Genomic DNA, 24,847 nt, shown 5'->3' with positions numbered 1-24,847 from the left:
AAGCCGGCCGCTCGGCCGGCTTTTTTCTGATAACCTCATGGGGTTTATGAGGTTATGGGTGAAAGCGATAATTCGTGAGCCGTTTGTTGTTTCAAAATTGTTAACAATTTTGTAAAATACGGGCGGATAGAACGACCCGGTGGACGACGGGTATAAATTAAGAGGTCATGATGAGCACAGAAATCAAAACTCAGGTCGTAGTACTTGGGGCAGGCCCAGCAGGTTACTCCGCAGCATTCCGCGCAGCGGATTTAGGTCTGGAAACCGTCATCGTAGAACGTTACAGCACCCTCGGCGGTGTTTGTCTGAACGTCGGCTGTATCCCTTCTAAAGCGCTGCTGCACGTAGCGAAAGTTATCGAAGAAGCCAAAGCGCTGGCTGAACACGGTATCGTCTTCGGCGAGCCGAAAACCGATATCGACAAAATTCGTACCTGGAAAGAGAAAGTTATCACTCAGCTGACCGGCGGTCTGGCGGGTATGGCCAAAGGCCGTAAGGTGAAAGTGGTAAACGGTCTGGGTAAATTCACCGGTGCGAACACCCTGGAAGTTGAAGGCGAAAACGGCAAAACCGTGATCAACTTCGACAACGCGATCATCGCGGCAGGCTCTCGCCCAATTGAACTGCCATTCATTCCGCATGAAGATCCACGCGTGTGGGATTCCACCGATGCTCTGGAGCTGAAAACCGTTCCTAAGCGCCTGCTGGTCATGGGCGGCGGTATCATCGGTCTGGAAATGGGTACCGTGTACCATGCGCTGGGTTCAGACATTGACGTGGTTGAAATGTTCGACCAGGTTATTCCGGCTGCCGACAAAGACATCGTTAAAGTCTTCACCAAACGCATCAGCAAGAAATTCAACCTGATGCTGGAAACCAAAGTGACTGCCGTTGAAGCGAAAGAAGACGGTATTTACGTTTCCATGGAAGGCAAAAAAGCCCCATCCGAACCACAGCGTTACGACGCCGTGCTGGTGGCTATCGGTCGTGTGCCGAACGGTAAAAACCTCGACGCGGGCAAAGCTGGCGTGGAAGTGGACGACCGTGGCTTCATCCGCGTTGACAAGCAGCTGCGCACTAACGTGCCGCACATCTTTGCTATCGGCGATATCGTCGGTCAGCCAATGCTGGCGCACAAAGGTGTTCACGAAGGTCACGTTGCCGCTGAAGTTATCGCCGGCATGAAGCACTACTTCGATCCGAAAGTCATCCCATCTATCGCATACACCGAGCCAGAAGTTGCATGGGTCGGTCTGACCGAGAAAGAAGCGAAAGAGAAAGGCATCAGCTACGAAACCGCCACCTTCCCGTGGGCTGCTTCTGGCCGTGCTATCGCGTCTGACTGTGCTGACGGTATGACCAAACTGATCTTCGACAAAGAGACTCACCGCGTGATCGGTGGTGCGATTGTCGGCACCAACGGCGGCGAGCTGCTGGGTGAAATCGGTCTGGCTATCGAAATGGGCTGTGATGCGGAAGACATCGCGCTGACCATCCACGCTCACCCAACTCTGCACGAGTCCGTGGGCCTGGCGGCTGAAGTGTTTGAAGGCAGCATCACCGACCTGCCAAACGCGAAAGCGAAGAAGAAATAAGTTTCTTCAGATGAAAAAAAGCGGCCAATGGCCGCTTTTTTTATGCGCTGTGTTTAGGGTGCCACCGGCTGCCAGGTTTTATCAGGGCTGTAGGCGGCTAGCGCACGGGCTTTCTGCTCTGAATCACTGCCGAGATCGGACTGGTACACCTTGTCGTCCTGGTTAATCACAAAGCTCATTACGCCCGTCTGACCATAGCTGACCGGCCAGGCCACCATCGCAAAACCGTGATTATCCGGCAGGATGCGGAAGCGATAGCCGTGGTAACCCGCACCCGGCTCTTTCGGACTGAACGCCGGGCCAAGCGGGCTCGGCGTTTCTCCGGGCGAGACGGGCCAGTACAGACCGTCCTTTTTCCCTTCAGAGCTGACAATCTTCTGCGCGTATTTCTGGTTCATCGCAAAATAGCTCTGCTGGGCATCTACGTAGGCATGCAGGGCTTCGATGGCGGCGAGCTCGTTACGCCCAATTTCGCGGGTCAGGATCTCCTCGGCCCCTTCTTTGATGTCAAACTGCCAGCCGGAGGCGGTTTTGATCACCGGGATGGGAAGCTGCCAGCCGCTGTTTCCGACCACAAGATGCGCCGTATCCCCTTCGACAACGGTGCTATGACGGACGTTCCAGTCGCGCAGGAAGCGATCGACCGCATCCGGATCAACGCCTTCAGGCGGCAGAAAATCGCGCCAGTTTTCGCCGAGCAGATTGTTCATCGCACTTTCGTTTTGCTCGCTGATGGCGCTTGCCAGCGCATTGGTTGCCTGTTCTGGCGAACTGAAGGATTGCTGCGCCATAACGGTCGCCGAGGCCATGAACAATACTATTCCACTGAGTAATTTACTTTTCATGTCGGCTCCCTTAACGATGACGGAATTCACGGCGTTCTACACGTTCGCCAGAAACCTGGCGCGATTGCTGTTGACGAGCAGCGAGCTGCCGACTCTGTGCACCTCGCTGCTGCTGCGCCTGCCAGTTGGCGGAGCGGCTGTCGTTGCCGCTCAGGGCATTGGCGCGATGCAGCCTGGCTGGCTGCTGTACCGTCTGTGAAGCCCGCTTCTCCTGTCTGTGCACGGCAGTCTGGTGATTTTCACGCTGTGGTGTACTCGCGCGTTTTACGGTCTGCGGCCTGGCGTCATACCCGCGATAGTTATTGCGCTGCGAAATCTGCGCTAACTGCTGCGTCGAGGCCAGACGCTGAGCATCCCGCGTGCCGGTGCGCGGGAAGGTTTTTCCCGTTGATTTTTCCATCTGGCTGAGCGCGGCCTGGCGCTGGCTGTCGCGATTAACCGGCTTTTGCTGCGTTGCGCTTAGCCCTGTGGCTGTATTTGTGGAGTGGAAACGGTTAGCCAACTGATTATTCGGGTAGGGAACGCCCTCACGATAGGCCGGATTGTGCTGCCATGTGCGGTTGATATCGGTGAGATGCTGCCCGCTGATTCTGTTGAAGTTATCAACGTTAATATTGATGTTGTTATCACCGTTGTGGTTATAGCCGCCGTGATTATCCCAGTCGTCATGGTGATGATCCCAGTCATCGTCATCATCCCAGTCGATATTGCTGAAGATGGCGTAGGTTGTTGCGACCCCGAGACTGAAACCCAAACCTTTGACCAGGCTGTCGGTGAATTGCTCGCCGGGGGAGGGCGGGAGATACACCGGCGGGTAAGTGGTGTTGGGCCATGTACCGTAAACCGTATTCGGGTTATAGGTGGGAACGTAAACCACCTGCGGATCGGCGGATTCAATTTTAATGACCGTCGGATTGCTGGTTGTTTCCGTTGCCGTTGTTGATGTTGTTTTTGCCGGTGCAGGCTTCGTGACGGTGGTGACCGTCTGCTGCGGCGTGGATTGCAGCGCACCCGCTTGTTGCGCCAGCAGGCGCAACCGTTGCACCGAATCCATCACGTCTTTCGGTTGCGCGAGAAACGCATCCCCCAGATTTTGTACCCACGGCGGATTTTCACCCATCAGCGACATCAACTGAGGAAACGCGACCAGCGATTTCACGCTGGGATCCCACGGCTGATTGGCCACCGCCTGAATGGCGGCATCACCCTGCATTTTAGGATTGTCCTTTGACCACTGCGCCGCCTGGATAACGTTAGACGGATAGGTTGACGCCATTAAAATCTGCGACAGCAGGGCATCCGGATAGAGCGCAATGGGGGCAACCCACTGGTCGATTTGCGCGGCAGTGTAGGTTGGCGCGACAACCGGAGCGGGCTGGGCTGCGGCAGGCGCCGGTGCAGCTGGCTGTTGCGCGACGGGGGCAGGCGCAGCGGGCTCCGTTGCGCGGCCTTTGACAAACATCACGCCCGAGGCGGCAAACAGCCCGGCACTGCACAGAAGGACGAGCAGGTGAGGCTTAAAAGGCAACTTCATAAAATGACTCCGATGAGACAAGCGCTGTGCCGTGAGGCGTTACGGTTGGCGTGAGTATCAATTACACGTCTTTTACTTTTTTGACTTTTATTGGGAAGCGTTCGGTGTGTCCGGATAAAGAGTGTGAGTATTTATTACGCAATTATATGCGATGCGGGAAAAACCGGAGGGAATTCAGAAGGCCGCTCTTGCGAGCGGCCAGCAGCTAGTTCATGGCCCGGTGACTGGTTGCTACACCAGCGAAGCAGGCCGGGGGCAACAGTATTACAGCCGAAATGGACTGAAAATAGGTGAAATGCAGTTTCATCCTTTTTCATTCGAAACTGGATGGCAGCTCGTAAACATAAAATATGTGCTTGCGGATCTGCATACTCAGGAACATTATTCATGCCGAGTGCATTGCCGCAAATCTGCCAGCCCGGTGTGCTACCACCGCAAGGCAACAAAATAACCGCTACCAGGCGGTTTTTTTGTACCCAAAATTCATCTCGACCCCCCGCTACACCATGCTTAACGATTCAGCAAATTTTTTAATGTTGCTTTTTTGTAAACGGATTAACACTGTGCAGAAATCCTGCTATGCTGCCCGACGCGGTATCGGGCATTTACCCTACAAACTGCTGTCTCACAGGAGCGTGAAGAGAACGCCCGCCGCATATGACAATGAGAGCGAGGAGAACCGTCGTGCTAGAAGAATACTGTAAGCACGTAGCAGAACGTGCCGCCGAGGGAATTGTACCCAAACCTTTAGATGCAACCCAAATGGCCGCGCTCGTCGAGCTGCTGAAGAACCCGCCTGAGGGCGAAGAAGAATTCCTGTTAGATCTGCTGATCAACCGCGTACCGCCTGGCGTAGATGAAGCTGCCTACGTAAAAGCCGGATTCCTTGCTGCTATCGCCAAAGGCGAAGCCACCTCCCCACTGGTTACTCCTGAAAAAGCCATTGAACTGCTCGGCACCATGCAGGGTGGTTACAACATTCATCCGCTCATTGACGCGCTGGATAACGACAAGCTGGCACCGATTGCCGCGAAAGCGCTCTCTTCCACGCTGCTGATGTTCGATAACTTCTACGATGTGGAAGAAAAAGCCAAAGCGGGCAACGTCTATGCGAAGCAGGTGATGCAGTCCTGGGCTGATGCCGAATGGTTCCTGAACCGTCCTGCGCTCGCTGAAAAAATCACCGTGACCGTCTTTAAAGTGACCGGTGAAACCAACACCGATGACCTCTCTCCGGCGCCGGACGCGTGGTCTCGCCCGGATATTCCTCTGCACGCCCTGGCGATGCTGAAAAACGCCCGTGAAGGCATTGAGCCGGATCAGCCAGGCGTTGTTGGCCCGATCAAACAGATCGAAGCGCTTCAGAAGAAAGGTTTCCCGCTGGCCTATGTCGGTGACGTTGTCGGTACCGGCTCTTCCCGTAAGTCCGCCACCAACTCCGTGCTGTGGTTCATGGGCGACGACATTCCGCACGTGCCAAACAAGCGCGGCGGCGGCCTGTGCCTCGGCGGCAAAATTGCGCCAATCTTCTTCAACACCATGGAAGATGCGGGCGCGCTGCCGATCGAAGTGGATGTGAGCAACCTGAACATGGGCGACGTGATTGACGTCTATCCGTTCAAAGGCGAAGTGCGTAACCACGAGACCAACGAGCTGCTGGCAAGCTTCGAGCTGAAAACTGACGTGCTGATCGACGAAGTGCGCGCCGGTGGCCGTATCCCGCTGATCATTGGTCGTGGCCTGACCACCAAAGCGCGTGAAGCGCTGGGTCTGCCGCACTCGGACGTTTTCCGCCACGCGAAAGACGTTGCGGAAAGCAACCGCGGCTTCTCGCTGGCACAGAAAATGGTGGGTCGCGCGTGCGGCGTTGCCGGTATCCGTCCTGGCGCGTACTGCGAGCCGAAGATGACCTCCGTGGGCTCTCAGGACACCACGGGCCCAATGACCCGTGACGAACTGAAAGACCTGGCGTGCCTGGGCTTCTCGTCTGACCTGGTAATGCAGTCATTCTGCCACACGGCGGCCTATCCGAAGCCGGTTGACGTAACCACGCACCACACGCTGCCTGACTTCATCATGAACCGCGGCGGCGTTTCTCTGCGTCCGGGTGACGGCGTGATTCACTCCTGGCTGAACCGCATGCTTCTGCCGGATACCGTCGGTACCGGCGGTGACTCCCACACCCGTTTCCCAATCGGTATCTCCTTCCCGGCGGGCTCCGGTCTGGTGGCGTTTGCTGCGGCGACCGGCGTAATGCCGCTGGACATGCCTGAGTCGGTGCTGGTGCGCTTCAAAGGTAAAATGCAGCCGGGCATCACCCTGCGCGACCTGGTTCACGCGATCCCGCTGTATGCGATTAAACAGGGCCTGCTGACCGTTGAGAAGAAAGGGAAGAAAAACATCTTCTCCGGCCGTATCCTGGAAATTGAAGGTCTGCCGGATCTGAAAGTGGAGCAGGCGTTCGAGCTGACCGATGCCTCCGCCGAGCGTTCTGCGGCGGGCTGTACCATCAAGCTGAACAAAGAGCCGATTGTTGAGTATCTGACCTCCAACATTGTGCTGCTGAAGTGGATGATTGCGGAAGGCTACGGCGACCGTCGTACGCTGGAGCGTCGTATTCAGGGCATGGAAAAATGGCTGGCGGATCCACAGCTGCTGGAAGCCGACGCAGACGCAGAATACGCGGCGGTGATCGACATCGATCTGGCGGATATCAAAGAGCCAATCCTGTGTGCACCGAACGATCCGGACGATGCGCGTCTGCTCTCTGACGTACAGGGCGATAAGATCGACGAAGTGTTCATCGGCTCCTGCATGACCAACATCGGCCACTTCCGTGCTGCCGGTAAGCTGCTGGATACCCACAAAGGCCAGCTGCCGACCCGCCTGTGGGTGGCTCCGCCAACCCGTATGGACGCGGCTCAGCTGACCGAAGAGGGCTACTACAGCGTGTTTGGTAAGAGCGGCGCGCGTATCGAAATCCCTGGCTGTTCCCTGTGTATGGGTAACCAGGCGCGCGTGGCCGACGGTGCGACGGTGGTCTCCACCTCAACCCGTAACTTCCCGAACCGTTTAGGTACCGGTGCGAACGTCTACCTGGCCTCTGCGGAGCTGGCGGCGGTTGCGGCGCTGATTGGCAAACTGCCAACGCCGGAAGAGTACCAGACCTTCGTGGCTCAGGTGGATAAGACGGCGGTGGATACCTACCGCTATCTGAACTTCGACCAGCTCTCTCAGTACACCGAGAAGGCCGACGGGGTTATCTTCCAGACGGCAGTATAAACAGCAAAACCGTCTCTACGAGACGGTTTTTAGTGTTTGCACCCTCTCCCGTGGGAGAGGGACGGGGTGAGGGCATCAGGCCGCAGGATCTTGCTCTCACCTTTTTATTTTCATTCCTCCCACCTCTCCCGCTTTTTTTCTTCCTCTCTCCTGCGATAATTACCCTAATGGCTTTGCAGAGGAAAATGCTATGGATTACGAATTTCTGCGCGACATCACCGGCGTGGTGAAAGTGCGTATGTCGATGGGGCACGAAGCCGTTGGACACTGGTTTAACGAAGAGGTGAAAGAGAACCTCGCGCTGCTGGATGAAGTCGAACAGGCGGCGAAGACGGTAAAAGGCAGTGAACGCTCCTGGCAACGCGCCGGACATGAATACACGCTGTGGATGGATGGCGAAGAGGTGATGGTGCGCGCTAACCAGCTCGAGTTTTCAGGTGACGAGATGGAAGAGGGGATGAGCTACTACGACGAAGAGAGCCTGTCGCTGTGCGGCGTGGAAGACTTCCTGCAGGTCGTGAATGCCTACCGTGAGTTCATGAAACAGAAGTAACTCCCGAAGCATCCCTGCTCCGGGCAACACTTACACGGCCGGAATATTGCGGCCGTAGTAGATTTCGCGCATCTCTTTCCAGAGCAGGTCGGTGATGACCTTGCGCTCTTCTTCGCTTAAATCTTCCGGCTTTGTGTGGAACATGTAGTGCTTAAGGTCGAACTCTTTAAGCAACATTTTGGTATGGAAGATGTTTTCCTGATACACGTTCACGTCCATCATGTCGTACAGCGATTTCATGTCCTCGGACATAAAGTTCTGAATGGAGTTGATCTCGTGGTCGATGAAGTGCTTCATGCCGTTGATATCGCGGGTGAAACCGCGCACGCGATAATCAATCGTGACGATGTCCGATTCCAGCTGGTGGATTAAATAGTTCAGCGCGTTCAGCGGGGAAATCACGCCGCAGGTCGACACCTCAATATCCGCGCGGAACGTGCACAGCCCGCCTTCCGGGTGGCTTTCCGGGTAGGTGTGCACGCAGATATGGCTTTTGTCCAGGTGGGCGACGACCACTTCCGGCAGCGGGCCCGGGTGTTCAGTTTTGTCGATTAGCTTTGGGTCGACCGGCTCTTCGCTGACAAGAATGGTCACGCTGGCACCCTGAGGTTCATAATCTTGTCGGGCGATGTTCAGGATGTTCGCACCGATGATCGAGCAGGTTTCTGACAGGATCTCGGTCAGACGGTTGGCGTTGTAGAGTTCGTCGATATAGGCGATGTAACCATCGCGTTCTTCCGCTGTTTTGGCATAGCAGATATCGTAAATACAAAAACTCAGGCTTTTGGTCAGGTTGTTAAAGCCATGCAGTTTAAGCTTTTTCAATTAGCTCACCCCCTTAGTGGATAATGCGTCTTGCAGGTACTGCGGCAGAGCAAACGCTGCGGTATGAATGGCCGGGTTGTAGTACCGACACGTGAGACCGGCCTGATGGAAGCGGGCCTGAATAATTTCGGTGGAGAGATGGCGCAGCACGTCGTTATCCGTCGCCCAGGCAAAGGTCATGATCCCGCCGTAGTACGTCGGAATGGCCGCCTGATAGAAGCTGACGTCGCCGAAATAGGTGCTCAGCTTACGATGGCTGTCGAGGGCTTCATCCTGCTGCAGGAAGCAGACGCCATTTTGCGCGACGAAGATACCGCCAGGGTTCAGGCAGCGCTTGCAGCCTTCGTAGAACGAGGAGGTAAACAGCGACGCGCCGGGGCCGATGGGGTCGGTACAGTCGGAGATAATGACGTCGAAGGTCTGCGTGGTCTGGTTAACGAAGTTAACGCCGTCGTCAATGACCAGATTAAAACGCGGGTCGTCATAGCTGCCAGCATTGTGGTTGGGCAGATACTGACGGCAGAACGAGACCACGCCTGCATCGATCTCCACCATGGTGATGGTTTCAATGGACCGATGACGGGAAACCTCGCGCAGCATTGCGCCGTCGCCGCCGCCGATAATCAGGACATGCTTCGCGTGACCGTGGGCCAGCAGCGGAACGTGGGTCATCATTTCATGATAGATAAATTCGTCGCGCTCGGTCGTTTGCACGACGCCGTCCAGCGCCATCACGCGGCCAAAGGCGGCATTTTCGAAAATGATGAGATCCTGGTGATCGGTTTTCTCATGATAGAGCACGTTATCAACGGCAAAGTACTGACCAAACTGGTCATGCAGTGTTTCATGCCACAACGTGTGGTCGGCCATACGCGGACTCCTCCTTTGTTAACTTCCGTAACGCTCATAAAAAATGAGCGAAACATGATAGCTAACTATAACCGTGGTTGCACGGTTATAGGTTCAACAGGGGGCGTTGGGAAGGTTATTTCACGTAGGCGAGCAGGCTGAGCGAATCGCGAGCCAGCGCTTTGCATTTTTTAGCCGTGGGAATGCCAATACCGCTCAAGTCGCGGTAGCTGTCTTCACCGAGCGCCTTCATGTCAAAGCTGTCGTAGTTGCTGAGATCCCACTGGTTTTGCTGGGCGAAAAAGACCAGCGCGCGGCGAATTTGCCCGTTGGGTAAATTCTGGTAGCCACAATCATTTTTCAGGAATACAAAAACCGCCGTTAAATCGGCCATATCTTCCGCTTCATTTTCACTGAGCGCATAGCTGTTCGCACACATTGCCATCAGGCTTCCGAACAAAATTGTCCTGAAAAACGTCTTCATTGCTTCTACCACTTCTTCACGGAAAATTAACGTTAGCATACTTGATGCCAGTGCGACGATCTTTATTATTGCCGCTTTACTTGACCTTCCGGTAAGGGGAGGGTTTATGCTCAAAAGATCGCCTGCTGGAAATAAGGAAATGAACATGCAACGTCGTGATTTTTTAAAATATTCCGCTGTGCTGGGGGCTGCCAGCGCATTACCACTCTGGAGCCGCGCGGTTTTTGCGGCTGACAGGCCTGCCTTACCCATCCCTGACTTACTGACCGCTGACGCCCGCAGCCGTATCCAGCTTGTTGTTCAGGCCGGTAAAACGACGTTCGGCGAGAACAACGCTACGACGTGGGGCTATAACGGCAATTTGCTCGGTCCGGCGCTTCAGTTACGTAAAGGGAAGGCGGTGACGGTGGATATCCACAACACGCTCGCTGAAGAGACCACTCTGCACTGGCACGGGCTCGAAGTACCGGGCGAAGTAGACGGTGGACCGCAGGGGGTTATCAAGGCCGGTGGCAAACGTAGCGTCACCTTTACGCCTGACCAGCGCGCGGCGACCTGCTGGTTCCACCCGCATCAGCATGGAAAAACGGGCCATCAGGTAGCGATGGGGCTGGCGGGGCTGGTGCTGATTGAAGACGACGATAGCCGCCTGCTGCGTCTGCCGAAACAGTGGGGCATCGACGACGTGCCGGTGATTGTGCAGGACAAAAAATTCACCGCGGACGGCCAGATTGACTATCTGCTGGACGTGATGAGCGCGGCGGTCGGCTGGTTCGGCGATACGCTGCTGGCCAACGGCGCGATCTATCCGCAGCATGCCGCGCCGAAAGGCTGGCTGCGTTTACGTCTGCTTAACGGCTGTAACGCGCGTTCGCTGAATTTTGCTGCCAGCGATAAGCGCCCGCTGTATGTCGTGGCGAGCGACGGCGGCCTGCTGCCGGAGCCGGTGAAGGTGAGCGAGCTGCCGATGCTCATGGGCGAACGCTTCGAAGTGCTGGTGGACATCAGCAACGGCAAGCCGTTCGACCTGGTAACGCTGCCGGTCAGCCAGATGGGGATGGCGGTTGCGCCGTTTGATAAACCGCATCCGGTGCTGCGCATTCAGCCGCTACAGGTCACGGCCTCTGGTACGCTGCCGGACACCTTAGCCACGCTGCCTGCTCTCCCGTCGTTGGATGGCCTTACGCAGCGCAAGCTTCAGCTTGCCATGGATCCGATGCTGGACATGATGGGCATGCAGGCGCTGATGAAGAAGTATGGCAATCAGGCGATGGCGGGGATGCACCACGGGCAGATGATGGGCCATATGAATATGGATCACGGCAAAATGGGCGGCATGGGGAACATGGATCACGGTGGTCACGGGTTCGATTTCCACAACGCCAACACGATCAACGGCAAAGCGTTCGACATGAACGCGCCGATGTTTGCTGCCACTAAAGGTCAGTTTGAGCGCTGGGTGATTTCAGGCGAAGGCGACATGATGCTGCACCCGTTCCACATCCACGGTACCCAGTTCCGCATTCTTTCTGAGAACGGCAAAGCGCCGGATGCGCATCGCGCAGGCTGGAAAGATACGGTGAGAGTAGAAGGCGGCGTCAGCGAGGTGCTGGTGAAGTTTGACCACGACGCGCCTAAAGAGTTTGCCTATATGGCCCACTGTCATCTGCTGGAGCACGAAGATACGGGGATGATGCTGGGGTTCACGGTTTAAAGCAGAGCGGCCTGATGCCCTCACCCTCTCCCACGGGGAGAGGGAACAAACACAAAAACGGCAACCGAAGTTGCCGTTTTGCTTTTATTTGCCTTCGTCCGGCAATGCGTACGCGACAATATAATCGCCCATCTTCGTGCCAAACGAGCCGTGACCACCCGCAGAGATGACAACGTACTGCTTGCCATTCACTTCATAGGTCATCGGCGTTGCCTGTCCACCGGCCGGCAGACGGCCCTGCCACAGTTTTTCACCGTTGGTCATGTTGTACGCGCGCAGATAGTTATCTGCGGTTGCCGCGATGAACAGCACGTTACCGGCGGTGGAGATAGGGCCACCCAGCATTGGCATACCCATATTGAACGGCACCGGAACCGGCATCGGGAACGGCATGCTGTCCTGTGGCGTACCAATACGTTTTTTCCAGACGATCTGGTTGGTTTTCAGATCCAGACCGGAGATGTAACCCCAGGCCGGCTGTTTACACGGCAGACCAAACGGAGAGAGGAACGGGTTCAGGGTCACGCCAAACGGCACGCCATACTGCGGCTGAATACCGGCTTCGGTACCGCTGCCTTTCGCGTCTTTCGGCTGCTCCATCGGATTGCCCGGACCGCGTGGGATCAGACGAGAAACGAACGGCAGCGCCATTGGGTTGGCAATCGCCACCTGACGGTTCGGGTCAACGGAGATACCGCCCCACTCGAACATCCCCAGGTTACCCGGGAAGACCAGCGTGCCCTGCTCAGACGGCGGCGTGAAGATGCCTTCATAGCGCAGCTGATGGAACATCACGCGGCACACCAGCTGGTCAAACATGGTGGCACCCCACATGTCTGCACCGCTGAGGTCTTTCTTCGGACGGAAGCTCAGGTCAGAGAACGGCTGGGTTTTGCTGACGTAATCGCCTTTAGCCGCGCCCTGCGGAACCGGTTTTTCCGGTGCCGGCACAACCAGCTTACCGTTGCTGCGATCCAGGACGAAGATGTTGCCCGTCTTGGCCGGAGCGTAAATGACCGGCACGGTTTTGCCGTTTACGGTAATGTCGGCCAGCGTCGGCTGGGACGGCATATCCATATCCCACAGATCGTGGTGAACGGTCTGGTAGCTCCACGCCAGCTTACCGGTGGTCGCGTTCAGCGCCACGATAGCGCTCGCATAACGTTCCTGCTCCGGCGTACGGTTACCGCCCCAGATATCCGGCGTGGTCACGCCCATTGGCAGATAGACCAGGTCCAGCTTCGCGTCATACGCGGCTGGCGCCCAGGAGTTTGGCGAGTTGAAGGTAAAGGTGTGCTCGTCCGACGGGATCGCGTTTGGATCTTTCGCGCCCGGGTCGAAGGCCCACAGCAGTTTACCGGTGTTCACGTCGAAACCGCGGATAACGCCGGAGGTTTCACGCGTGGAGAAGTTATCCGTTACCGAACCGGCAATCACGATGGTTTTATCGGTGATGATTGGCGGCGAGGTTGGCTCATACAGACCCGGCGTGGTGTCCGGCATGTTGGTCTGCAGATTCAGGATGCCTTTGTTGGCAAAGGTTTCACACAGCTTGCCCGTTTCTGCGTTGATGGCGAACAGACGGCCATCGTTCACCGGCAGCATAATGCGGCGCGGGCAGTCGGCAATCACTTCCGGGCTGGCATTATCGGCACGCGCTTCGTGGTAAGAAACGCCACGGCAGGTGACATGCTGGAAGGACGGGTTGGAGTTCAGCTGCGGATCGAAGTGCCATTTCTCTTTACCGGTGGCCGCGTCGAGCGCAAACAGACGCTGGTGCGCCGTACACAGGTAGAGCATGTTGCCCACTTTAATCGGGGTCACTTCATTGGTCAGCTCGCCCGGATCGTTTGGCATCTTCAGGTCGCCGGTACGGAATACCCAGGCTTCCTTCAGGTTTTTAACGTTGTCCGCGTTGATCTGCTTCAGCGGGGAGTAGCGTTGACCTTCCTGGTTACGACCATAGGCCGGCCAGTCGCCGTCCGCCACCTGAGAGATAGCTGCCGCAGGCGTGGATTCCGCGTTCAGCGTACCGTTGATCTCCTGTGGGTCGTTAAAACCTGCCCATGTCAGGATGCCGCCGCTGATTAACAGCGCTACCACCAGCGCCGCAACGGCACCGCTGGAAGGGACAATCAGGCGACGCCAGACAAACGGCAGGATCAGCCAGATACCGAAGAAGACCAGGATGTCGCTGCGCGGGGTCAGCGCCCAGAAGTCGAAGCCGACTTCCCAGACGCCCCAGATCATCGTGGCGAGGAGCAGTGCGGCATAGAGCCACAGTGCGGATTGTTTTCTACGCCAGAGCAGGACGGTTACGCCAAGCATAACCAGGCCCGCAATCGGGTAGTACCAGGAGCCGCCGATCGCGACCAGCCAGACGCCACCGATTAACAGGTACAGGCCGCAGAAGGCGGCGAATAGCGCTGTTAGTGTCACCAGTAGACGCGGCTGTTTAGAGTTTGTTTCAGCCATAGAAAGTGTACTCGTCAGTTTTTGTTAATAATTTGCTAGCAACTAATTATAGGTATTAACAAGTGTGATCGGAATCACAATATTTGCTTTTTATAACTCATGCGCCAGGGTTATCCATTTGCTGGTATAATGGCTGGCTTGCGTATCGATGCCGGAAATACATTCACCTGCATTGAGAGATTTTCATTAAAATCATATGGTTAGTAATATGAAACATACTGTTGAAGTGATGATCCCGGAAGCCGAGATCAAAGCGCGTATCGCCGAACTGGGTCGTCAAATCACCGAACATTACAAGGACAGCGGCAGCGAAATGGTGCTGGTGGGCCTGTTGCGTGGCTCTTTCATGTTCATGGCAGACCTGTGCCGTGAAGTGCAGGTGCCGCACGAGGTCGATTTTATGACCGCCTCCAGCTACGGCAGCGGCATGTCCACAACCCGTGATGTGAAAATCCTGAAAGATCTGGATGAAGATATTCGTGGCAAAGATGTGTTGATCGTTGAAGACATTATTGACTCAGGCAACACGCTGTCAAAAGTGCGCGAGATCCTGAGCCTGCGTGAGCCAAAATCTCTGGCGATTTGTACTTTGCTGGATAAACCTGACCGCCGTGAAGTGCAGGTGCCGGTGGAGTTTGTCGGTTTCTCGATTCCGGACGAATTCGTCGTCGGTTACGGCATTGACTACGCGCAGCGTTATCGTCATCTGCCGTATGTCGGGAAAGTGGTATTGCTGGACGAGTAATAGCGGGCTGATGCCCTCATCCCAGCCCTCTCCCACGGGGAGAGGGTGAAAACCCCCGGTTTTGTTTATTTATGGTTCACATGCTTAAGCTTGAGGTTGGCAATCCCCGAACGGTAGCGCTGCTCCAGCGTTTCGCGGTTAGTGGCGGTGACTTCCAGATTGCGCAGCAGCCCATCGTGAATACCGTACGCCCAGCCGTGAATTGAAACCTTCTGCCCGCGTTTCCACGCCGACTGCATGATGGTCGAATGCCCAAGGTTATACACCTGCTCCATCACGTTGAGCTCGCACAGGGTGTCCATGCGTCGCTCCTGCGGCATTTCGCCGAGCAGTGAACTATGTTTGAACCAGATATCGCGGATGTGCAGCAGCCAGTTATCAATCAATCCCAGTTCCGGATTTTCAACCGCCGCCTGCACGCCGCCGCAGCCGTAGTGGCCGCAAATAATGATGTGCTCGACTTCCAGAACGTCAACGGCATACTGAACCACGGAAAGACAGTTGAGATCGGTATGAATCACCAGGTTGGCGACGTTGCGGTGAACAAACAGTTCGCCGGGCTCAAGGCCGGTCAGGCGTTCCGCAGGTACGCGGCTGTCGGAACAGCCAATCCAGAGAAAGCGCGGGTTTTGGGCTTGCGCCAGTTTTCCAAAAAATCCGGGGTCTTCCTCCACCAGCATTTTTGACCATAGTGCATTGTTGCTAATGAGTGTATCTATGTCGTTCATGGAGGTTAGCGACCTGTAACCAAGTAATTGCGTTGCGCTACTATAGGGTAACCCGACTTTTAATGAAACCACACAACGTGTGTAAGAACTGAAGGTAAGTTAAATTCATGGCAATTGCACTGGAGCTTGAGCAGCTTAAAAAAACCTATCCGGGGGGCGTTCAGGCGCTACGCGGGATAGATCTAAAAGTAGAGGCCGGTGATTTTTACGCGCTTCTGGGGCCGAACGGGGCGGGGAAATCCACCACCATCGGGATCATCAGTTCGCTGGTGAACAAATCCTCCGGCCGCGTCAGCGTGTTCGGATACGATCTGCAAAAAGATGTGGTCAACGCCAAGCGTCAGTTGGGGCTGGTACCGCAGGAGTTTAACTTCAACCCGTTTGAGACGGTGCAGCAGATTGTCGTTAACCAGGCGGGTTATTACGGCGTTGAGCGTAAAGAGGCGCTGGAGCGCAGCGAAAAATACCTCAGGCAGCTCGATCTCTGGGAAAAACGTAACGAGCGTGCGCGGATGTTGTCCGGCGGGATGAAGCGCCGCCTGATGATTGCCCGTGCGCTGATGCACGAGCCAAAGCTGCTGATCCTCGATGAACCGACTGCGGGTGTCGATATCGAACTTCGTCGTTCCATGTGGGGCTTCCTGAAAGATCTCAACGACAAGGGAACTACCATCATTCTGACCACCCACTATCTGGAAGAGGCTGAAATGCTGTGCCGCAACATCGGCATCATTCAGCACGGCGAGCTGGTGGAAAACACCTCGATGAAGGATCTGCTCTCCAAGCTGAAATCAGAAACCTTTATTCTCGATCTGGCGGCAAAAAGCCCGCTACCGAAGCTTGAAGGGTACCAGTATCGCCTGGTAGATACCTCGACGCTGGAAGTGGAAGTGCTGCGCGAGCAGGGGATCAACAGTGTGTTCTCGCAGCTGAGCGCGCAGGGGATTCAGGTATTAAGTATGCGTAATAAAGCGAACCGACTGGAAGAGCTGTTTGTCTCTCTGGTGCAGGATAAACAAGGAGACAAGGCATGACGCATCTTTACTGGGTCGCGCTGAAGAGCATCTGGGCGAAAGAGATTAACCGCTTTATGCGTATCTGGGTGCAAACCCTGGTGCCGCCGGTCATCACTATGACGCTCTATTTCATTATCTTTGGTAACCTGATTGGCTCCCGCATTGGTGAAATGCACGGCTTTACCTACATGCAGTTTATCGTACCGGGTCTGATCATGATGGCGGTGATCACCAACGCCTACGCCAACGTGGCGTCGTCGTTCTTTAGCGCCAAATTCCAGCGCAACATTGAAGAACTGCTGGTGGCACCGGTGCCGACGCACGTCATCATCGCCGGTTACGTGGGTGGCGGCGTGGCGCGCGGGCTGTGCGTAGGGATCCTGGTCACGGCGATTTCGCTGTTCTTCGTCCCGTTCCAGGTACACTCGTGGCTGTTTGTCGCGCTCACGCTGCTCCTGACGGCGATCCTGTTTTCGCTGGCCGGTCTGCTGAACGCGGTATTCGCCAAAACGTTTGACGACATCAGCCTGATCCCGACCTTCGTGCTGACGCCGCTGACCTATCTCGGCGGGGTGTTCTACTCCCTGACGCTGCTGCCACCGTTCTGGCAGGCGCTGTCGCACCTGAACCCGATTGTCTACATGATCAGCGGTTTCCGCTTTGGCTTCCTCGGCATTACCGATGTGCCGCTGTTTACCACGGTGGCGGTGCTGGTGGTGTTCATCATCGCCTTCTACCTGCTGTGCTGGTATCTGATCCAGCGTGGGCGCGGTCTGCGCAGTTAGCCTCCTGCCCGGCGACGTTCTGGTTGCCGGGCACTTTCTTTGACAGTTATCACCGTAAGCAAACCTTCACTTCGCTAAACTACTTGCCTGCTAAGGAGAGAGTTATGCTGGGATGGGTTATTACCTGCCACGATGAACAGGCGCAGGAAATGCTGGACAAGCTTGAGGCCAGATTTGGCCCGCTGGCGCAATGCCGGGCGGTAAATTACTGGCGCGGGTTGAGCACCAACATGCTCAGCCGGATGATGTGCGATGCCCTGCATGAAACGGACACCGGTGATGGGGTCATTTTTCTTACCGATAAATCCGGGGCCGCGCCTTACCGGGCCGCGGCGTTACTGAGCCACAAGCATGATAACTGTGAAGTGATCTCCGGTATCAGCCTGCCTTTACTCGAAACCGTGTATCCGCTTCGTGCCTCATTAAGCAGCGCCGAGTTTCGTCACGCCATCGTGGCAGAGGGGCTGCCGGAAGTGAGCAGCCTGTGGCACCAGCAGCAGAAGAACCCGCCTTTCGTTCTGCTTCACGATCTGTATAAGCATTAAACATTGGTATTGATGTCGCTTTTGCTACAATGGCGACTGATTTCCTGTGTCGATTAATATCCTATGTTCATGCGCGTTATCTTTCTCCTTTTGCTGCTGGTTTCCGGCGGGGCGTCTGCCAGCCTGATAAGCCAGCAAGGGCTTCCTGCTCAATATATGCAAACCACTGAGGATGCGGCCATCTGGGCCCAGGTGGGGAACGAGGTGGTTAACGTAGGCAATATTCGCGCCGGGCAGATCCTCGCGGTCTTTCCCGCTGCGGCGGATTATTATGAATTTCGCTTCGGATTCGGCACGGGGTTTATCGATAAAGATCACCTTGAGAAAGTGCAGGGCAAACAGCGCGTTGAGGACAGCCTGGGCGATCTGAACAAGCCGCTCAGTAACCAGAACCTCATTACCTGGAAAGATACGCCCGTCTATAACGCGCCCAGCAGCGGAAGTGCGCCTTTTGGCACCCTTAGCGCCAACCTGCGTTATCCCATTCTGAACAAACTTAAAGACCGTCTGAATCAGACCTGGTTTCAGATCCGCATTGGCAATCGTCTGGCGTGGATCAGCAGCCTGGATGCGCAGGAAGATAACGGCATTCCGGTTCTGACCTACCACCATATTCTGCGAGATGAGGAGAACACCCGTTTTCGTCATACTTCCACGACCACCAGCGTACGCGCGTTCAGCAACCAGATGACCTGGCTTCGCGACCAGGGGTACACCACGCTGACGATGTACCAGCTGGAAGGCTACGTGCGTAACAGGATGAACCTGCCAGCAAAGGCGGTGGTGATTACCTTTGACGACGGCCTGAAGTCGGTGAGCCGCTACGCGTATCCGGTTCTGAAACAATATGGCTTCAACGCGACGGCGTTTATCATTTCCTCACGAATTAAAGGCCATCCGCAGAAGTGGGACCCGAAATCGCTGCAGTTTATGAGCGTTCAGGAAATTAAGGGCATTCAGGACGTGTTCGACATTCAGTCTCATACTCACTTCCTGCATCGCGTCGACGGGTATAAACACCCGATCTTGCTGAGCCGCAGCTATCACGTGATCCTGTTTGATTTTGAACGTTCTCGTCGCGCGTTGTCGCAGTTTAATCCGCGCGTGCTGTACCTTTCCTATCCGTTTGGTGGCTACGACAATAAAGCGATCAAGGCGGCGAACGACGCCGGTTTTCATCTTGCGGTGACCACAGTGAAAGGGAAGGTGAAGCCGGGGGATAATCCGTTCTTACTGAAGCGTTTGTATATATTAAGAACGGATTCTCTGGAGACCATGTCGCGGCTGATCAGCAATCAGCCGCAGGGGTAACGATCAGGCAACCTGAACAGGAATCGCCTTCGCGGTACGCTTCATGTCGTTGTCGCCTTCAAAATAGGCCACTTTGGGCTGCCAGCGGCGCGCTTCTTCGTCAGACATCATCACGAAGCTGGCGATGATCACGATATCGCCCACGTCCGCGCAGTGCGCTGCCGCGCCGTTAACGGAGATGATTTTGGAGCCGCGCTCGGCGGCAATGGCGTAGGTGGAGAAGCGTTTGCCGTTGTTCACGTTCCAGATATCAATCGCTTCGTTTTCAAGAATACCCGCCGCGTCGAGGAAATCCTGGTCAATGGCGCAGGAGCCTTCATAGTGCAGGTCGGCCTGGGTGACTTTCACACGGTGAAGCTTACCTTGCAGCATTTTGCGAATCATTACGTTTACCTTTAATTATCCAGGGTGAAGAACTACGCCAGCTCAACCACTTTATTGTCGATAAGGCGTGCCTGGCCGAGCCATGCCGCCACCAGAATTACCGCGCGTTTGCTGGTCTGCGTCAGTTCAAGCAGGGTATCAGCATCGCGGATTTGAATATCATCAGCGCGGAAGCCTTTGTCGTTCAGCGCCTGCTCTGCAAGGGCGACGATCTCTTCTGCGTCCAGCTCTTTCGCCAGCAGCTGTTCCGCCATGGTGTTCATGACCTTGCTCAAGCCCGGTGCGAGCTTACGCTGGTCAGCGGTCAGGTAGCCGTTGCGCGAGCTGAGCGCCAGACCGTCTTTCGCACGCACAATCGGCACCCCGACAATCTCAATATCGTATCCCATATCGGCGACCATCTTGCGGATCAGCGCCAGCTGCTGGAAATCTTTCTCACCGAAGCAGGCAACGTCCGGCTGCACCAGGTTGAACAGCTTGCTGACGATGGTGGAGACGCCGCGGAAGTGTCCAGGGCGGCTGGCGCCTTCCAGCATGGTGGAAATGCCGGGGACATCAACGTACGTCGCCTCGTCGGTACCCTGCGGGTAGATATCTGCCGGGGCCGGTGAGAAGACGATGTCTGCGTGGCGCTTTTTAAGCTTCTCGCAATCTTCCTGCAGGGTGCGCGGATAGCGTGCCAGGTCATCGGCGCGGTCAAACTGCATTGGGTTAACGAAGATACTGACCACCACGATATCTGCGCGGGCTTTTGCTTCGTCCACCAGCTTCATGTGGCCGTCATGCAGGTTGCCCATGGTTGGGACCAGTGCGATACGTTTACCTTCCTGACGCGCGCGACGAATATGCTGGCGAAGCAGCGGCAGGGTTTCAATGATTAGCACAACGAGACTCCTTAATGGAAACTGTGTTCTTCACCCGGGTAAACACCGGATTCAACGTCGGCAATATACTGCCTGACCGCAGCGCGCATGTCGCCCGCTTCGGTAAGGAAATTTTTGGCAAACTTCGGAATATGCCCTCCGGTAATGCCAAAGGCGTCGTGCATCACCAGAATCTGACCATCGGTCACGTTGCCTGCGCCAATACCAATCACCGGAATGGTTAGCGCGTCGGTGATGCGTTTCGCCAGCTCAACCGGCACGCACTCCAGCACCAGCAGCTGCGCGCCGGCGGCTTCCAGCGCCAGGGCATCATCAAACAGCGTCTGGGCTGCGTCGCCGCGGCCCTGCACTTTATACCCGCCAAAGATGTTGACGGACTGCGGCGTCAGACCCAAATGACCGCACACCGGTACCGCGCGTTCGGTGAGCATTTTCACCGTATCCACCAGCCAGGCGCCGCCTTCAATTTTGACCATGTTAGTACCCGCGCGCATTACCGCCGCCGCGTTTTCAAATGCCTGCTCTGGCGTGGCGTAGGCCATAAACGGCAGGTCGGAAAGCAGCAGGCAGGCAGGGGCTCCACGGCGCACGGCGCGGGTATGGTAAGCGATATCCTCAACCGTTACCGGCAGGGTGGAATCATGTCCTTGTACCGTCATCCCTAACGAATCTCCGACCAGCATGACGTTGATACCCTCTTCGGCAAACAGTTTGGCGAAGCTGTAGTCATACGCGGTGATGGTGGCGAAGCGTTTTTTTTCCTGTTTGCATTTCTGCAGTAAGGAGATGGTGGTTGGTTTCATACTGTTTCCTGATAGCCCAAAGCGAATCTTTGCGCATTCTAACAGTAACATTCGAGGGAACAATGATTTTAGGTAACCGATTAACCACAATTATTTTGCGGTCAATCGGTGGGGGAGAGGATCACCAGCGAGCGGGTCTTTCCGCGTTGAGGTTGCTCAGAACGGTCTTTAATGCGGTACCGTCCGGGAAGGTGAGATCGGGTGCCACTTCAAAGAGCGGCCAGAGCATAAAGCCACGGTTTTTCATGTCGTAATGCGGTACGGTGAGGCGCTCGGTATTAATCACTTCATGGCCGAACAGCATAATATCGAGGTCGAGCGTGCGCGGCCCCCAGCGTTCGGCTTTACGCACGCGCCCCTGCTGTAGTTCGATGCGCTGGGTATTTTCCAGCAGCGTTTCGGCATCGAGGGCCGTTTCCAGCACCACGGCGGCATTCAGATAATCAGGCTGATCCTGTGGCCCGAGTGGCGGCGTGCGGTAAAACGAGGAGACCGCCACGATACGGCTTTGCGGGATCTCACCCAGGGCCTGTACGGAAGCGTTAACCTGCTCCAGCGGAGAGGCTAAATTACTGCCGATGGCGATATACGCGAGGGTCATGCTGTCCCTTCACGACGCGGCGCGCGTTTGCGCGGACGACGATGACGGCGACGCGGTGCAGGCTCTTCATCCAGCCCGGTCAGCATATCTTTCTGCTCCGGCGGGGCGGAAACCTGGAACTCAGCCCACCACTGCGCCAGACGCTGCAGCTCCTGATTACGTTCAGTTTCCGCACGTAGCGACAGCAGATCGAAGGCCGCGCGGAATTTTGGATGCTCCATCAGCTTCCAGGCACGCTTGCCCTGACGGCGGGACATGCGCAGCTGTAGCTGCCAGATATCGCGCACCAGCGTGGTAATACGTTTCGGGATTGCCAGCGTGCGGCACCCTTCGTCCAGCACGTCGTTCGCGGCGAGCGCGAAGGCATCGTAATAGGCGAGGCCGCTCTCCTGGGTGATTCTTTGAGCCGTTTCCAGCAGGGGATACCAGAACATCGCCGCAAACAGGAATGCCGGGTTCACGCGCATATCATTATGGATGCGGGTGTCGGTATTTTTCAGCACCTGTGCAATCATGCGCTCCATTGGGCTGTCACCGTTTTCGGTGAAGTAGCGGGTAATGGTCGGGAACAGCGGCTGGAACAGGTTGTATTCGCGCAGCAGATTGTAGGTTTCAAACCCGTAGCCAGCCTGCAGCAGCTTCAGCGCCTCTTCAAACAGGCGGGCAGGCGGTACGTCGTTAATCAGCGTCGCCAGACGCGGGATCGGCTCTGCGGTTTCCGGGCTGATGCGCATGTTCAGCTTGGCGGCAAAACGCACGGCGCGCAGCATGCGCACCGGATCTTCGCGATAGCGCGTTTCCGGCGTGCCAATCAGACGGATCAGACCCTCTTTCAGGTCCTGCATGCCGCCGACGTAATCGCGCACGGTGAAATCCGCCACGCTGTAATAAAGGCTGTTGATAGTGAAGTCGCGGCGCTGGGCATCTTCTTCGATAGAACCGAAGATATTGTCGCGCAGCAGCATGCCGTTCTGGCCGCGCTGTGACGTGGTGCGATCGGATGCGCCCGCTTCGTGGTGGCCGCGGAAGGTCGCCACTTCGATAATTTCTGGCCCAAACATCACGTGAGCGAGACGGAAACGGCGGCCAACGAGACGACAGTTACGGAATAATTTGCGCACCTGCTCAGGCGTGGCGCTGGTCGTCACGTCGAAATCTTTCGGTTTTTTGCCCAGCAGTAAATCACGCACCCCACCGCCAACGAGATAGGCCTCGTAGCCCGCTTTATTCAGACGATAGAGTACCTTGAGGGCATTTTCACTGATATCTTTGCGGGAAATATTGTGCTGCTCACGCGGAATAACCGACATGTGTGGCTGTGCAATAGCGTCGTTCGCCATGCTCTCTTCGCGGCTTAGCACTTTACGGCAAAAATTAGCGACTCGGGTAAAAATGGTACACCTCGTAGTGTGTTTTGTTATGAAAAAAGCGGCTAATCATAGCTCAGCGCAACGCATTTGAGAATGCTGGATTTTTGGCACCGCCGTGAGCGTCCAGTTGGCAATGGCTATTTTCAGCAGTTCGTCAATGCACAGATCCTGCCATTCGTTGGTTACATTCTGGTTGAGAAATCGCAGCGCGTCGATCAAAACAGGTCGCGGATCGCCGTCTGGCAGGGCCGGGGCGTGGTTTTGCTTGGACAGCTTAACGCCCTGCGCATTGACCGCCAGCGGCAGATGAATGTAATCCGGCGCTGTCCAGCCAAACTGATGATACAACGATATTTGTCGCACCGTCGGTTCGACCAGATCTGCCCCGCGCACAATTTCCGTGACGCCCTGGAAACGATCGTCGACGACCACGGCCAGGTTATAGGCGAAAAGGCCGTCGCGGCGGTGAATAATAAAATCCTCGCGCGCGAGGCGCTCATCAGCATGGATTTCGCCGGAGAGTAAATCGTTAAAGCACGTCACCGGGAAGCGCTGCTTTATCCGTACGGCGGCATTTTCCGGGGGAAGATTCAGCGTGCGGCAGTGGCCGTCATAAACCCCTCCCACGCTCTGGATACGCGCGCGGGTGCAGGTGCAGTTATAGGAAAGCCCCTGAGCGCTAAGCCAGGCCAGACGTTCCCGGTAGGCTTCATGACGGTTTGACTGCCAGAGGACGTCGCCGTCCCAGTGAAGACCGTAATGTTCCAGCTGACGCAGAATGGTGTCTGCAGCACCGGGAACTTCACGCGGAGGGTCAATATCTTCAATGCGTACGAGCCATTTGCCCTGGCGGGCGCGAGCCTGCAGGTAGCTGCCGAGCGCGGCAATTAATGAGCCGAAGTGTAATTCACCGGAAGGAGATGGCGCGAAGCGCCCAATATAGTGTGATTCAGACATATCAACAGTAACAAGGCGGGAGAGACTCCCGCCTTTGGAGTGTGTAAACAGCGCTGGCGTTAGCCGGCCATCTGTTTTTCGCGGATTTCGGCCAGCGTTTTACAGTCGATGCACAGATCGGCGGTTGGACGCGCTTCCAGGCGACGAATACCGATTTCAACACCGCAGGATTCGCAGTAGCCAAAATCTTCGTCTTCGACTTTTTTCAGCGTTTTCTCGATCTTTTTGATCAGCTTGCGTTCGCGGTCACGGTTACGCAGTTCGAGGCTGAACTCTTCTTCCTGAGCGGCACGGTCTACCGGATCAGGGAAGTTAGCCGCTTCATCCTGCATATGCGAAACGGTGCGATCCACTTCATCCCTGAGTTGATTACGCCATGCTTCAAGAATACGCTTGAAGTGCGACAGCTGGGCTTCGTTCATATACTCTTCGCCCGGCTTCTCTTGATACGGCTCCACCCCAGCGATGGCGAGAATACTCAGGGACGATGTTTTACGGTTTTGCCCTTCTTGCATGTTGCTTCTCCTTAACACGCACTATCGATCCCCGTGTTGGGGGAAAA

General features: G+C 55.8%; 23 protein-coding genes. 9 read left to right on the top strand and 14 right to left on the bottom strand.

Annotation, left to right across the window (positions count from 1 at the left end):
- Nucleotides 1-170: 170 nt before the first annotated feature.
- Nucleotides 171-1,595 carry a dihydrolipoyl dehydrogenase gene (lpdA, locus tag AB8818_RS13410; RefSeq protein ID WP_023332094.1) on the top strand — a complete coding sequence of 475 codons (1,425 nt, stop codon included), beginning with the start codon at nt 171-173 and terminating at the stop codon, nt 1,593-1,595.
- A 53-nt stretch (nt 1,596-1,648) separates the two neighbouring features.
- On the opposite strand, the gene AB8818_RS13405 is transcribed toward lpdA, so the two are convergent.
- Both AB8818_RS13405 and AB8818_RS13400 read right to left on the bottom strand, forming a co-directional pair.
- Nucleotides 1,649-2,440 (bottom strand): DUF2950 family protein, encoded by a 792-nt coding sequence (locus AB8818_RS13405; RefSeq protein WP_116342542.1) that lies wholly within the window; start codon nt 2,438-2,440, stop codon nt 1,649-1,651.
- Nucleotides 2,441-2,450: 10 nt separating this feature from the next.
- Nucleotides 2,451-3,974 carry a DUF3300 domain-containing protein gene (locus AB8818_RS13400; RefSeq protein WP_192982012.1) on the bottom strand — a complete coding sequence of 508 codons (1,524 nt, stop codon included), beginning with the start codon at nt 3,972-3,974 and terminating at the stop codon, nt 2,451-2,453.
- A gap of 684 nt (nt 3,975-4,658) precedes the next feature.
- On the opposite strand from AB8818_RS13400, the gene acnB reads away from it, so the two are divergent.
- Entirely contained in the window at nt 4,659-7,256 is a 2,598-nt protein-coding gene (gene acnB / locus AB8818_RS13395; protein ID WP_192982015.1) for a bifunctional aconitate hydratase 2/2-methylisocitrate dehydratase, read from the top strand.
- A 190-nt stretch (nt 7,257-7,446) separates the two neighbouring features.
- A complete protein-coding gene (yacL, locus tag AB8818_RS13390; RefSeq protein WP_116342548.1) occupies nt 7,447-7,809 on the top strand; it encodes a protein YacL in 363 nt (120 codons plus the stop codon).
- Between the two features lie 30 nt (nt 7,810-7,839).
- On the opposite strand, the gene speD is transcribed toward yacL, so the two are convergent.
- The 3 genes from speD to AB8818_RS13375 form a co-directional block, all read right to left on the bottom strand.
- Nucleotides 7,840-8,634, bottom strand: coding sequence for an adenosylmethionine decarboxylase (gene speD / locus AB8818_RS13385; protein WP_013095609.1), 795 nt, complete (start codon nt 8,632-8,634; stop codon nt 7,840-7,842).
- Entirely contained in the window at nt 8,635-9,504 is an 870-nt protein-coding gene (speE, locus tag AB8818_RS13380) for a polyamine aminopropyltransferase (RefSeq protein ID WP_028015536.1), read from the bottom strand. It lies immediately after the preceding gene.
- Between the two features lie 115 nt (nt 9,505-9,619).
- Nucleotides 9,620-9,967, bottom strand: a complete 348-nt coding sequence (locus AB8818_RS13375; protein ID WP_014882582.1) for a YacC family pilotin-like protein — start codon at nt 9,965-9,967, stop codon at nt 9,620-9,622.
- A 145-nt stretch (nt 9,968-10,112) separates the two neighbouring features.
- Between AB8818_RS13375 and cueO the strand changes: the two genes are divergently transcribed.
- Complete coding sequence (cueO, locus tag AB8818_RS13370) at nt 10,113-11,681, top strand: multicopper oxidase CueO (protein ID WP_192982018.1); 1,569 nt, start codon at nt 10,113-10,115, stop codon at nt 11,679-11,681.
- A gap of 84 nt (nt 11,682-11,765) precedes the next feature.
- Here cueO and AB8818_RS13365 read toward each other — a convergent pair whose 3' ends face one another.
- Nucleotides 11,766-14,156: a glucose/quinate/shikimate family membrane-bound PQQ-dependent dehydrogenase gene (locus AB8818_RS13365; protein WP_116342554.1), complete on the bottom strand. Its 2,391-nt coding sequence runs from the start codon at nt 14,154-14,156 to the stop codon at nt 11,766-11,768.
- Nucleotides 14,157-14,364: 208 nt separating this feature from the next.
- Here AB8818_RS13365 and hpt point away from each other — a divergent pair, with 208 nt between their 5' ends.
- Nucleotides 14,365-14,901 (top strand): hypoxanthine phosphoribosyltransferase, encoded by a 537-nt coding sequence (hpt, locus tag AB8818_RS13360; RefSeq protein ID WP_014882585.1) that lies wholly within the window; start codon nt 14,365-14,367, stop codon nt 14,899-14,901.
- A 65-nt stretch (nt 14,902-14,966) separates the two neighbouring features.
- On the opposite strand, the gene can is transcribed toward hpt, so the two are convergent.
- Complete coding sequence (gene can, locus AB8818_RS13355; protein ID WP_014882586.1) at nt 14,967-15,629, bottom strand: carbonate dehydratase; 663 nt, start codon at nt 15,627-15,629, stop codon at nt 14,967-14,969.
- Between the two features lie 107 nt (nt 15,630-15,736).
- Here can and AB8818_RS13350 point away from each other — a divergent pair, with 107 nt between their 5' ends.
- The 4 genes from AB8818_RS13350 (at nt 15,737) to AB8818_RS13335 (ending at nt 19,286) form a co-directional block, all read left to right on the top strand.
- Nucleotides 15,737-16,663: an ABC transporter ATP-binding protein gene (locus AB8818_RS13350; RefSeq protein WP_116342556.1), complete on the top strand. Its 927-nt coding sequence runs from the start codon at nt 15,737-15,739 to the stop codon at nt 16,661-16,663.
- Entirely contained in the window at nt 16,660-17,430 is a 771-nt protein-coding gene (locus AB8818_RS13345; protein ID WP_023334536.1) for an ABC transporter permease, read from the top strand. Before AB8818_RS13350 ends, AB8818_RS13345 begins: the two co-directional genes overlap by 4 nt.
- A 104-nt stretch (nt 17,431-17,534) precedes the next feature.
- Entirely contained in the window at nt 17,535-17,975 is a 441-nt protein-coding gene (locus AB8818_RS13340) for a PTS sugar transporter subunit IIA (protein WP_116342558.1), read from the top strand.
- Between the two features lie 63 nt (nt 17,976-18,038).
- Nucleotides 18,039-19,286 carry a polysaccharide deacetylase family protein gene (locus AB8818_RS13335; RefSeq protein ID WP_116342560.1) on the top strand — a complete coding sequence of 416 codons (1,248 nt, stop codon included), beginning with the start codon at nt 18,039-18,041 and terminating at the stop codon, nt 19,284-19,286.
- A gap of 3 nt (nt 19,287-19,289) precedes the next feature.
- On the opposite strand, the gene panD is transcribed toward AB8818_RS13335, so the two are convergent.
- From panD to dksA, 7 genes are all read right to left on the bottom strand, one after another.
- Nucleotides 19,290-19,670 (bottom strand): aspartate 1-decarboxylase, encoded by a 381-nt coding sequence (gene panD, locus AB8818_RS13330; RefSeq protein WP_006810068.1) that lies wholly within the window; start codon nt 19,668-19,670, stop codon nt 19,290-19,292.
- Between the two features lie 32 nt (nt 19,671-19,702).
- Nucleotides 19,703-20,554, bottom strand: a complete 852-nt coding sequence (panC, locus tag AB8818_RS13325) for a pantoate--beta-alanine ligase (RefSeq protein ID WP_163330334.1) — start codon at nt 20,552-20,554, stop codon at nt 19,703-19,705.
- A gap of 11 nt (nt 20,555-20,565) precedes the next feature.
- Nucleotides 20,566-21,357, bottom strand: a complete 792-nt coding sequence (gene panB, locus AB8818_RS13320; RefSeq protein WP_371199904.1) for a 3-methyl-2-oxobutanoate hydroxymethyltransferase — start codon at nt 21,355-21,357, stop codon at nt 20,566-20,568.
- Nucleotides 21,358-21,478: 121 nt separating this feature from the next.
- On the bottom strand, nt 21,479-21,958 hold the full coding sequence (gene folK, locus AB8818_RS13315) for a 2-amino-4-hydroxy-6-hydroxymethyldihydropteridine diphosphokinase (RefSeq protein ID WP_163330335.1): 480 nt from the start codon (nt 21,956-21,958) through the stop codon (nt 21,479-21,481).
- Nucleotides 21,955-23,352: a polynucleotide adenylyltransferase PcnB gene (gene pcnB / locus AB8818_RS13310; RefSeq protein ID WP_028015552.1), complete on the bottom strand. Its 1,398-nt coding sequence runs from the start codon at nt 23,350-23,352 to the stop codon at nt 21,955-21,957. The genes folK and pcnB overlap by 4 nt, the downstream gene beginning before the upstream one ends.
- A 42-nt stretch (nt 23,353-23,394) precedes the next feature.
- A complete protein-coding gene (gene gluQRS / locus AB8818_RS13305) occupies nt 23,395-24,285 on the bottom strand; it encodes a tRNA glutamyl-Q(34) synthetase GluQRS (RefSeq protein WP_116342570.1) in 891 nt (296 codons plus the stop codon).
- Between the two features lie 59 nt (nt 24,286-24,344).
- On the bottom strand, nt 24,345-24,800 hold the full coding sequence (dksA, locus tag AB8818_RS13300) for an RNA polymerase-binding protein DksA (protein WP_013095632.1): 456 nt from the start codon (nt 24,798-24,800) through the stop codon (nt 24,345-24,347).
- Nucleotides 24,801-24,847 lie beyond the last annotated feature (47 nt).

The organism is Enterobacter sp. KB-280D8 (assembly GCF_041399405.1).
Lineage (GTDB): Bacteria > Pseudomonadota > Gammaproteobacteria > Enterobacterales > Enterobacteriaceae > Enterobacter > Enterobacter cloacae_N.
This window is presented reverse-complemented; position numbering and strand designations above follow the sequence as displayed.

What these genes read in the sequence shown, in the direction of transcription:
- lpdA (WP_023332094.1), top strand. Translation starts at nt 171, where the DNA reads ATGAGCACAGAAATCAAAACTCAGGTCGTAGTACTTGGGGCAGGCCCA.
- AB8818_RS13405 (WP_116342542.1), bottom strand. Translation starts at nt 2,440, where the DNA reads ATGAAAAGTAAATTACTCAGTGGAATAGTATTGTTCATGGCCTCGGCG.
- AB8818_RS13400 (WP_192982012.1), bottom strand. Translation starts at nt 3,974, where the DNA reads ATGAAGTTGCCTTTTAAGCCTCACCTGCTCGTCCTTCTGTGCAGTGCC.
- yacL (WP_116342548.1), top strand. Translation starts at nt 7,447, where the DNA reads ATGGATTACGAATTTCTGCGCGACATCACCGGCGTGGTGAAAGTGCGT.
- speE (WP_028015536.1), bottom strand. Translation starts at nt 9,504, where the DNA reads ATGGCCGACCACACGTTGTGGCATGAAACACTGCATGACCAGTTTGGT.
- AB8818_RS13375 (WP_014882582.1), bottom strand. Translation starts at nt 9,967, where the DNA reads ATGAAGACGTTTTTCAGGACAATTTTGTTCGGAAGCCTGATGGCAATG.
- cueO (WP_192982018.1), top strand. Translation starts at nt 10,113, where the DNA reads ATGCAACGTCGTGATTTTTTAAAATATTCCGCTGTGCTGGGGGCTGCC.
- AB8818_RS13365 (WP_116342554.1), bottom strand. Translation starts at nt 14,156, where the DNA reads ATGGCTGAAACAAACTCTAAACAGCCGCGTCTACTGGTGACACTAACA.
- hpt (WP_014882585.1), top strand. Translation starts at nt 14,365, where the DNA reads ATGAAACATACTGTTGAAGTGATGATCCCGGAAGCCGAGATCAAAGCG.
- can (WP_014882586.1), bottom strand. Translation starts at nt 15,629, where the DNA reads ATGAACGACATAGATACACTCATTAGCAACAATGCACTATGGTCAAAA.
- AB8818_RS13350 (WP_116342556.1), top strand. Translation starts at nt 15,737, where the DNA reads ATGGCAATTGCACTGGAGCTTGAGCAGCTTAAAAAAACCTATCCGGGG.
- AB8818_RS13345 (WP_023334536.1), top strand. Translation starts at nt 16,660, where the DNA reads ATGACGCATCTTTACTGGGTCGCGCTGAAGAGCATCTGGGCGAAAGAG.
- AB8818_RS13340 (WP_116342558.1), top strand. Translation starts at nt 17,535, where the DNA reads ATGCTGGGATGGGTTATTACCTGCCACGATGAACAGGCGCAGGAAATG.
- AB8818_RS13335 (WP_116342560.1), top strand. Translation starts at nt 18,039, where the DNA reads ATGTTCATGCGCGTTATCTTTCTCCTTTTGCTGCTGGTTTCCGGCGGG.
- panD (WP_006810068.1), bottom strand. Translation starts at nt 19,670, where the DNA reads ATGATTCGCAAAATGCTGCAAGGTAAGCTTCACCGTGTGAAAGTCACC.
- panB (WP_371199904.1), bottom strand. Translation starts at nt 21,357, where the DNA reads ATGAAACCAACCACCATCTCCTTACTGCAGAAATGCAAACAGGAAAAA.
- folK (WP_163330335.1), bottom strand. Translation starts at nt 21,958, where the DNA reads ATGACCCTCGCGTATATCGCCATCGGCAGTAATTTAGCCTCTCCGCTG.
- gluQRS (WP_116342570.1), bottom strand. Translation starts at nt 24,285, where the DNA reads ATGTCTGAATCACACTATATTGGGCGCTTCGCGCCATCTCCTTCCGGT.
- dksA (WP_013095632.1), bottom strand. Translation starts at nt 24,800, where the DNA reads ATGCAAGAAGGGCAAAACCGTAAAACATCGTCCCTGAGTATTCTCGCC.